We start from the raw sequence: 7,838 nt of genomic DNA, 5'->3' as shown, positions 1-7,838 counted from the left end.
TAAAACTTATTGATTAGCGTGATTTGCGCGGTCTTGGGAAGGCAGCGCCGCCAAAGGGGGTTCCCCCCATGAGCGACTGCCGTGGTTTCCCCCACTCGCGCTTTGCATGGCTGACAAGGCGAGCCTGTCTTACGGTAACTTCTAACCATGAGCGACTGCCGTGGTCTCCCCCATGAGCTACTGCCGTGGTCTCCCCCATGAGCGACTGCCGTGGTTTCCCCCATGAGCGCTTTGCATCAAGACGGGAGCAGGGAGCAGGGAGCAGGTAAGAGGAAAGAGGGAAAACAATTGACGATTCTGATTGCCTTTGATCAAATGGGCTACCGCACTTTTAAGGACTTTTAGCAAAAACTGGTTCAACCTTACTGGCACGACCCAATTCTTGGTCTGGTGAGCGAATCACGTTTAGTACAGTTACTCCCTTCAACGCTGTTACCCTTGTGTGCTTACCTGCTATCAATCTATTGCTCCGCTGGCGTTGCATTACCCTTGAGCATCCCAGACGCTTTAACAATGATATATCTTCCTCTCAAGATTAAGTTGAGTGTTGAGTAGACTTCTTGCAGAAGTCGGGAACAGGGAACAGGGAACAGTGGACAAGAATTGACGTAAACACTATCAGAAAAATTCTTTTGCAAGAGGTCTAGTGTTGAGTGTTACCCTTCAACCTTGGCCTTTGGCCACGCTACGCATTCAACCCGATAACCTTTGCCTATTGGCCACGGGTGCGCGAACAACCCGATAACCTATGCTTATTGGCCAGGGGTGCGCGTTCAACCTTGGCCTGTTGGCCACGGGTGCGCGAACAACCCGATAACCTATGCTTATTGGCCACGGGTGCGCGTTCAACCTTGCCCAAAAGGCCACGCTACGCATTCAACCCGATAACCTTGGCCTATTGGCCACGGGTGCGCGAACAACCTTAATCCTTCAACCCACTTTCTCGTATCCACTGCAAATGCTGGGATAATAACTGATTTAAATCATAACCCTGTTGAATAGTTTCCCTGGCCTTAGCGCGAATACCAGCCATCTGTTCTGGATGGTCGAGAGCTTCCTCAACCCGATCGGCGATTTCCTCTGGCGAGAAAAAGTCTACTAACAAACCATTAATCCCATCTTCAATCACCTCTGTCACTGGGGGAGTATCAGACGCTACTACCAAACAACCTGTAGAAAGGGATTCTAGCATCGACCAAGACAGAACAAAAGGACGGGTGAGATAAACATGAACAGAGGAAGCTTGAAGTACTTGTAAGTATTCTGAGTAAGGAAGTAAGCCAGTAAAGTGGACTCTGTCTAGGTCAAGAGGTACTTTTTCTAACATCAAGTCTTTGTAAGTTTTCCCATCGGGTAGGGTTTTACCATAAGCCACCCGATTTTCCCCGACAATCACAACATGACACTTAGGACGTCGCTGCTGAAGGATACCGATTGCTTCGATCAATTGGGGAAAACCTCGATAAGGTTCCATGCCCCGTGCCACATAAGTGACTAGTTCTTCCACCTCAGACAAATCTAAGTTTATCTGTTTTAGTACTAACTTTGCCCCTGGGTTGGGTTTAAAGAACTCGGTATCCACCCCATCATGACGCACAGTAATTCTGTTGTGGAAGTCCGCTGGAAATTGCTGGCGCTGCCAGTAAGTGGGAGATAATCCGCGATCGCAACTGGCTAGGTCTAACAGAATCGGGGCATTTTTCATCCGAATCCGGGCTTCATCGTCAGCGTTTAGGGGCTCGGATGGATCAAAATCAGCATCTGTGCCATGGGCATGATAAAACCACTCGAAGTAGCACAGTAATCTGGCTTGGGGGAAAGCGTCTTTGATAAATAACGTTGGTCCCCAACCCGAATGACCATAGACCACATCAGGAACAAATCCCTTAGCCTTGAGCTGATTGGCTAAGCGATATACGCCTTGACCCTGAAGTACGGCATTTTCTAAGGGTCTAACATAGTGGTGAGTTTCTGGACGTGCTTCCCTAGAGGGATTGTAAAGAGCTTTGAGCACTCCAGGGAGTTGCCCTTCCTTGCGCCTGGTACCAAACACAACCTGGTTGCGGTTATCTTTAGCTAAAGCAGTTGCTATGTGGCGAAACTGGGCAGGGAAATTGGGATGTAGGAATAGAATACGCATTGAGAATAGCAAAGGGCAAATTGTATGTGGCAAATGGTGAATCGATTTTTTCTTTATTAACCATTAACCATTAACAATTTGCCATTAATCTACTAGCTGTTTTGTGGTTCTGGAATCGTAATATCTAAGACGGTGATGTCCTGGGAAAGGCTAGTCAGGGCTGGTTTGATTTGGGAAGCATTGCCCACAACTACCGTAACAATCTGCTCAGGTTTGAGATACTGTTCGGCAACCCGCTGTACATCCTCAATGGTAGTAGCTGTGACTGCCTTTTGATAACGGAAGATGAAATCCTCTGGGTAGCCATAGTATTCATAGCGCATCAGCCGAGATAGGGTTTGCTCTGGCTTCTGGAAGTTGAACACAAAGGAGTTGAGAACACTTTCTTTTGCCTTAGCCAATTCTTCTGAGCTAATCGGACTAGTGCGAAGTTTCTGGATTTCATCTAGAACGGATTTAATAAAGGGTACCGTGGTTTCAGAGCGAGTTTGTCCCCCAGCAATAAACAAACCTGGATAGTCATAGCGAACACTCCAAACCCCGTAGACCGAGTAAGCTAGACCTTGACGCGATCGCACTTCGTTAAATAGTCTGCCCCCAAATCCATTCATCACCTCATTTAACACAGAAAGGGCGGCGTAGTCAGGGCTATTGAGTTTGCCCCCGATATGTCCCATTTGAATATTACTTTGGGTCAGTTGAGGTTGATCCACAAAAAATATACCCCCTAACTGAGCCTGGGATGCGTCTGGCACCTTTGGCTGTGCTGGGGCAGAGGCAGATTTCCAACTCCCAAATTTCTCCTCAATTAGCGATCGCATTTTTTCGGAATCAAAATCCCCCACAATACCCAGTATCATATTTTCTGGATACACATACTTCTGTGAGAAAGTGATTAAATCATTACGAGAGATATTATCTAGATGCTCATACTCTATCGTGCGGGCATAGGGGCTAGTGTCACCGTAGATCAGTTTCCTAAATTCACGAGAAGCAATATCACCGGGATCATCATTGCGGCGGGCAATTTGTCCCGCTAGTTGCTGTTTAGCTAGGGCCAGCTTAGCTCGTGCAAAGGCGGGCTTTTGAATAACTTCAGCAAACAAATCAAAGACCAAGTCCAAATCTTCGCTCAAAGCACTAAAACTCGCACTGCCAGAACTAGTATCAATACTAGTTTCCACCGAAGCTGCCTTTTCTTCTAAAAGCACATTTAAATCATTGCCTGAGTGTTCAGTGGTACCCCCAGTACGCATCACAACTCCCGCCATAGTCGCTAAGCCAATTTTGTCAGCAGGCTCAAGGCGATCGCCCGTGCGAATCATTGCTATACCACTCACCAAAGGCAATTCATGGTCTTCCATCAAATAGACCACCATCCCATTATCTAACTGATACCGAGTGTAGTCCGGTAGCTGAATTGGTGGTAACGGGTCAAAGTCTAATTCATCGTAATGGCGTGGGGTATCAGCTATTGCTGGTAGACGAGAAACAAGCACTACCACTAGCATTGTCACCACTAGTAGCCCGATCCATTTCAGGTATTTGGGATTTTGGCTTTTCGATTTTAGATTGGTCATTGGTCATTCGTGATGGGTAATTGGATCAGTAGTTGTTGGTTACCAAGTTGTTCGCGCACGCGTGGCCAATAGGCCAAGGTTAGAAGGTTGAAGGTTAGAAGGTTGAAGGTTAAAAGTTAGAAGGTTGAAGGTTGAACGCGCACGCGTGGCCAATAGGCCAAGGTTAACCAGTTGGAGGTTGAAGGTTAACCAGTTGAAGGTTAACCAGTTGAAGGTTGAAAGTTAACCGGTTGAACGCGCACGCGTGGCCAATAGGCCAAGGTTGAAGGTTGCCGATGAGAACCTTTACCCTTCAACCAAACCACCTACCCTACATCAGACCCCTGGGCATGAACAACAAAACAACATTCAACCTTTAACATTCAACCTTCAAGTCAGACATATCTTCAACTGAGATCAACCTTGAACCGTTGAGTTACTGACTTGGTAAAATCCGTCCAATTGTGCGGTTTTCTGGTCGAAAGGTTGCCTGAGCCACCCGCTGAATGTCTGCTGCACTCACTGCCTCTATAGCTTCTATTTCCTTAAACAAGTTACGCCAATCACCAGTTTGGACCTCATAGGTTGCCAAATTTCTGGCCATACCCATATTGGAATCAAGCGATCGCAATAGGCTAGCCCTTGCCTGAGTTTTTACCCGTTCCAATTCTTGGGGTGAAACTAGTTCAGTTTTGAGCTTTTCAATGTCTTCTTCCAATGCACTTGCCACCTCTTCTACCGTGTGTCCCGGTGCAGTTAGGGCATAGAACAACATTAAATTAGGATATTTATCACCAGGAAAGCCACTAAACCCTGCCGCCGATAGGGCTACTTGTTTCCCTTCTACCAGAGACTTATATAGGCGAGAGGTTCGACCATCACTGAGCAAATTGCCCATAATTTCATAAACCACATGGTCAGGATGGGTAATCCCTGGTCGATGGTATCCTTCCAAGTACCAGGGCTGGGAGGGTAATTTCAAGGTAACTTCCTTGGTTTCGGACTGTGGTGGTTCTACCGTAGTGACTTGAGGGATTTCTCCTTGATGGTTGTAGCGTCCAAAGTAGACTTTAGCTAGGCGTTTCACCTGCTTTGGGTCCACGTCTCCCGCAATAGCTACAGTTAAGTTATTCGGACTATAGTAAGTGTCAAAAAACTCCTGGACATCTTGGCGAGTGAGGTTGCGAATGTCTTTGTTGTAGCCAATCACCGGACGCCGATAAGGGTGCTTGGTATAGGCAGTATCCAAGAACGCCTCAATCATTTGACCGATCGGAGAGTTATCAGTGCGCAGACGACGCTCTTCGAGGATTACTTCTTGTTCCTTATAAAATTCTCGAAATACTGGCTCAAGGAAACGTTCCGACTCTAGGGACATCCACAGCTCTAATTTGTTCGATGGCAAGCTGTAGAAGTACACCGTATAATCTGTAGACGTTGCCGCATTCAAGCCCACGCCTCCTGATTGCTCAATAATCTGACCCAACTCGTTTTGCTTGACATACTTAGCTGCCTCAGCTTCGACTTCGGCAAACTCTTCCTGTAACTTAGCCACCTCTGCTTCATTCCCAGTGGCTTGATACTCTTTAATTTGTTTCTTCAACTCGTCCAACTTGTCCAGCAGACTTTTTTCTGCCTCATAGTTGGTAGTACCAATCCGGGTGGTACCTTTAAACGCTAAATGTTCTAAGAAGTGAGCCACACCGGTTTTGCCATCCGGTTCATCCACACCACCTACATCGGCATAGGTAAGAAGAGAAACTACTGGTGCTTCGTGGTTTTCCAGGACAATGAACTTCATGCCATTATCCAGGGTAAACTCAGTTACCCGTTCGATCACCCGGTCTAGATAGGGTTGGATTGAGGTTGAGGGTGATGCTGGGGTTTCAGTACGGGCTAATGCAATAGTCGAGAATGTTCCCCAGATTAGGATTGCCGCCCCCAGATAAGGTATAATCGATAGGGACTTGATAGATCCTGTCTTGAATAAGCACCGAAGTGGTCTTAGGTGATCCGCAACACGCTGGAGAAACACGACCAATCCATTCTTTTTAGTCATACAAGGGTGGCAGTAACGAACTTACAGAACTCTCCCACAACGCCCACCGCTTTCTAGGGTGGGATGTAGTGGTACCGCCTTTAGGAGGCGTGAGGTTAACAACTAATAAGCTAGCGTCTCTTCATCAAGTGTTTGACACTCCCCGCCGAAGTAAGAACGGGGATTCTTAGTTCTACGACACGCCTTAAAATTAGCTATCCTGAAAGGCAATATTCAAGCCAAATACCCGTTCAATCAGCAACCAAGCATCAAGCCTAACTTAACTAATCCCAGTGGGCTTATCTCCCTAAGCGCTAGGTACTAGGAGTGTCTAATATAACTGTTTCTCCCTTCCCTCGTTCCCGTGTGCCGGAGACGAAACCTTAGAAGAGTGGAGCCTTTATGGTTAGTCGGCTATGAGTAAAAGGGTTAAAACTTTTTGATTAAGGCTCCACTCTTCTTACGGTAACTTCTAACCCCACGGTACGTTATATATTTTGAATTTGCTACTTTACTGGTTTTCGGTATCCGTTAAGACCCATGGGTTTTAGCGGTGCGACCCGTGGCGAATTTAATTAGCCGTTCGCGCCCCGCGTCTGCGTAGGAGAAACGCGCCCCGCGTCTCCTAAGGAGAACGGAAAGCGCACCGGCGAGGTTTTTCGCGCCTCGTGTACTAGCATCGTGCGTGGAACGGGCATCCTGCCCGTAATTGTCGTTATTGAATCAGGTAGTACCGACGAATCCTACCTGTGCGCTTTCTACACAATTATTGTATTATAAACCTTTGCCTTGACAAATTCCGGAAAAATCGCCCGCTTATGGGCACCTCAAGTAGCTTGGCCAAACGCGCCCCGCGTGGCCAATAGGCCAAGGCCAGCTTGAAACCCAAATTTTTGGTCACAATCAAGGCATGATTACCATCACCTACTACTAGAAGCTCAAGCCAACTCTGTCTCAAATTTGACAATTATGGGGTGAAGTGTTGGACAATTTGGATAATAGCGCTACAAGTTTCATTTTGACACCCATGGGAATAATAAATCAGCCAACTCAGTCAGAGACAGAGACCAGGCAACGTATCCTGACAGCAGCACGACGTTTGTTTGCCAGTCGAGGTTATAACGGGACAACCACCAGGGAGTTAGCCAGTACTGCTGGGGTCGCTGAAGGTACCCTATTTCGTCATTTTGAAAACAAAAAGGCCATCCTGATTGAAGTCGCCACCCAGGGTTGGGTAGACATTCTCACCGATTTGCTCACAGAACTCAGTGAAATGGGCAGCTATAAAGCAGTAGCACAGATGATGCGGCGGCGAATGATGCGTATGGGTGAGAATGCGGATCTGATGCGAGTATGCTTTATGGAAGCCCAATTCCACCCAGAATTGCGCGATCGCATTCAGTCAGAAGTGATTATTAAAATGACCGATGTGGCTGAAGCCTTTTTTGAAACCGCCATTGAGCGAGGCATTTATCGCCCTATGAACCCCAAGATTTTGGCTCAGGTGTTCTTAGGCATGTTTGCCGTTGCTGGTTTCAGTCACAATACCATCCTCGATTCAGATGCCTCCCCCAAAGAGATTCAAGAAATGGCAGAAGGCATTGCTGATATTTTCCTCAATGGAGTGTTGGTTAAGGAATAAAGCAGAAGTGCCTAAATATGGCAAATTGAAATTGCCAAATAACAATTAACAATATACAAATCACCAATGATGATAGAGTACCATTATGAATTGTGATAATTTTCGTTCCCTGTTCCCTTTTACCTATTCCCTGTTCCCTTTGCTATAGCTAAATCTCGTGCTTGTTTAGTCCATCGTGCCACCTGATCAACACCAGGACAAAGGTCTCGGCGCTTCATGGTTGCTACCTGTAGGCGTAAAATATTTTGGTGCAAGCGGTGAGGGGGAGTCTGAGCTAGTTGGGTTAAAGAGCATATTCCTGCATGTAACACTAGTCCACAATATTGGCAGCCAATGCTAGGGATACGAGCTAAATCGGCTAGGGCGACCCATTTATTGACGTACTGAGTCTTAACCTTTAACTGGTTAGCTAGCGCTTGTTTAGCTTGGCCTGTGCTTGCCTTGTCGAGCAACTGCCTA

At 46.8% G+C, this 7,838-nt stretch carries 9 protein-coding genes; 2 read left to right on the top strand and 7 right to left on the bottom strand.

Translation table 11 applies throughout. The annotated features are described in order from the left end of the window. The 3 genes from F6J99_RS37715 to F6J99_RS37705 all read right to left on the bottom strand — a co-directional run. Positions 1–224, bottom strand: a 224-nt coding sequence (locus F6J99_RS37715) for a hypothetical protein (RefSeq protein ID WP_293120986.1), incomplete at its 3' end; no start/stop codon positions are given. Next, positions 178–372, bottom strand: coding sequence for a hypothetical protein (locus F6J99_RS37710; RefSeq protein ID WP_293120984.1), 195 nt, complete (start codon positions 370–372; stop codon positions 178–180). The genes F6J99_RS37715 and F6J99_RS37710, both read right to left, overlap by 47 nt. A gap of 89 nt (positions 373–461) precedes the next feature. Continuing rightward, positions 462–638 (bottom strand): hypothetical protein, encoded by a 177-nt coding sequence (locus F6J99_RS37705; protein WP_293120982.1) that lies wholly within the window; start codon positions 636–638, stop codon positions 462–464. Between the two features lie 15 nt (positions 639–653). Here F6J99_RS37705 and F6J99_RS37700 point away from each other — a divergent pair, with 15 nt between their 5' ends. Further along, positions 654–926, top strand: coding sequence for a hypothetical protein (locus F6J99_RS37700; protein WP_293120980.1), 273 nt, complete (start codon positions 654–656; stop codon positions 924–926). Here the strand turns inward: F6J99_RS37700 and F6J99_RS37695 are convergent. The 3 genes from F6J99_RS37695 to F6J99_RS37685 form a co-directional block, all read right to left on the bottom strand. Next, positions 923–2,140: a glycosyltransferase family 4 protein gene (locus F6J99_RS37695; RefSeq protein WP_293120978.1), complete on the bottom strand. Its 1,218-nt coding sequence runs from the start codon at positions 2,138–2,140 to the stop codon at positions 923–925. The two genes, F6J99_RS37700 and F6J99_RS37695, sit on opposite strands and share 4 nt — an antisense overlap. A gap of 92 nt (positions 2,141–2,232) precedes the next feature. Next, positions 2,233–3,720 carry a pitrilysin family protein gene (locus F6J99_RS37690; protein ID WP_293120976.1) on the bottom strand — a complete coding sequence of 496 codons (1,488 nt, stop codon included), beginning with the start codon at positions 3,718–3,720 and terminating at the stop codon, positions 2,233–2,235. A 415-nt stretch (positions 3,721–4,135) separates the two neighbouring features. After that, complete coding sequence (locus tag F6J99_RS37685) at positions 4,136–5,758, bottom strand: pitrilysin family protein (protein WP_293120974.1); 1,623 nt, start codon at positions 5,756–5,758, stop codon at positions 4,136–4,138. A gap of 1,006 nt (positions 5,759–6,764) precedes the next feature. Between F6J99_RS37685 and F6J99_RS37680 the strand changes: the two genes are divergently transcribed. Further along, on the top strand, positions 6,765–7,379 hold the full coding sequence (locus F6J99_RS37680; RefSeq protein WP_070396818.1) for a TetR/AcrR family transcriptional regulator: 615 nt from the start codon (positions 6,765–6,767) through the stop codon (positions 7,377–7,379). A gap of 119 nt (positions 7,380–7,498) precedes the next feature. Here F6J99_RS37680 and F6J99_RS37675 read toward each other — a convergent pair. Beyond that, on the bottom strand, positions 7,499–7,838 hold a 340-nt coding region (locus F6J99_RS37675), incomplete at its 5' end, for a DUF4332 domain-containing protein (RefSeq protein ID WP_293120972.1).

The sequence above is a fragment of the Moorena sp. SIO4G3 genome (genome assembly GCF_010692305.1).
GTDB lineage: Bacteria > Cyanobacteriota > Cyanobacteriia > Cyanobacteriales > Coleofasciculaceae > Moorena > Moorena producens_A.
Note: the sequence above shows the minus strand (reverse complement) of the source record. Positions and strands in the feature narration are given on the sequence as shown.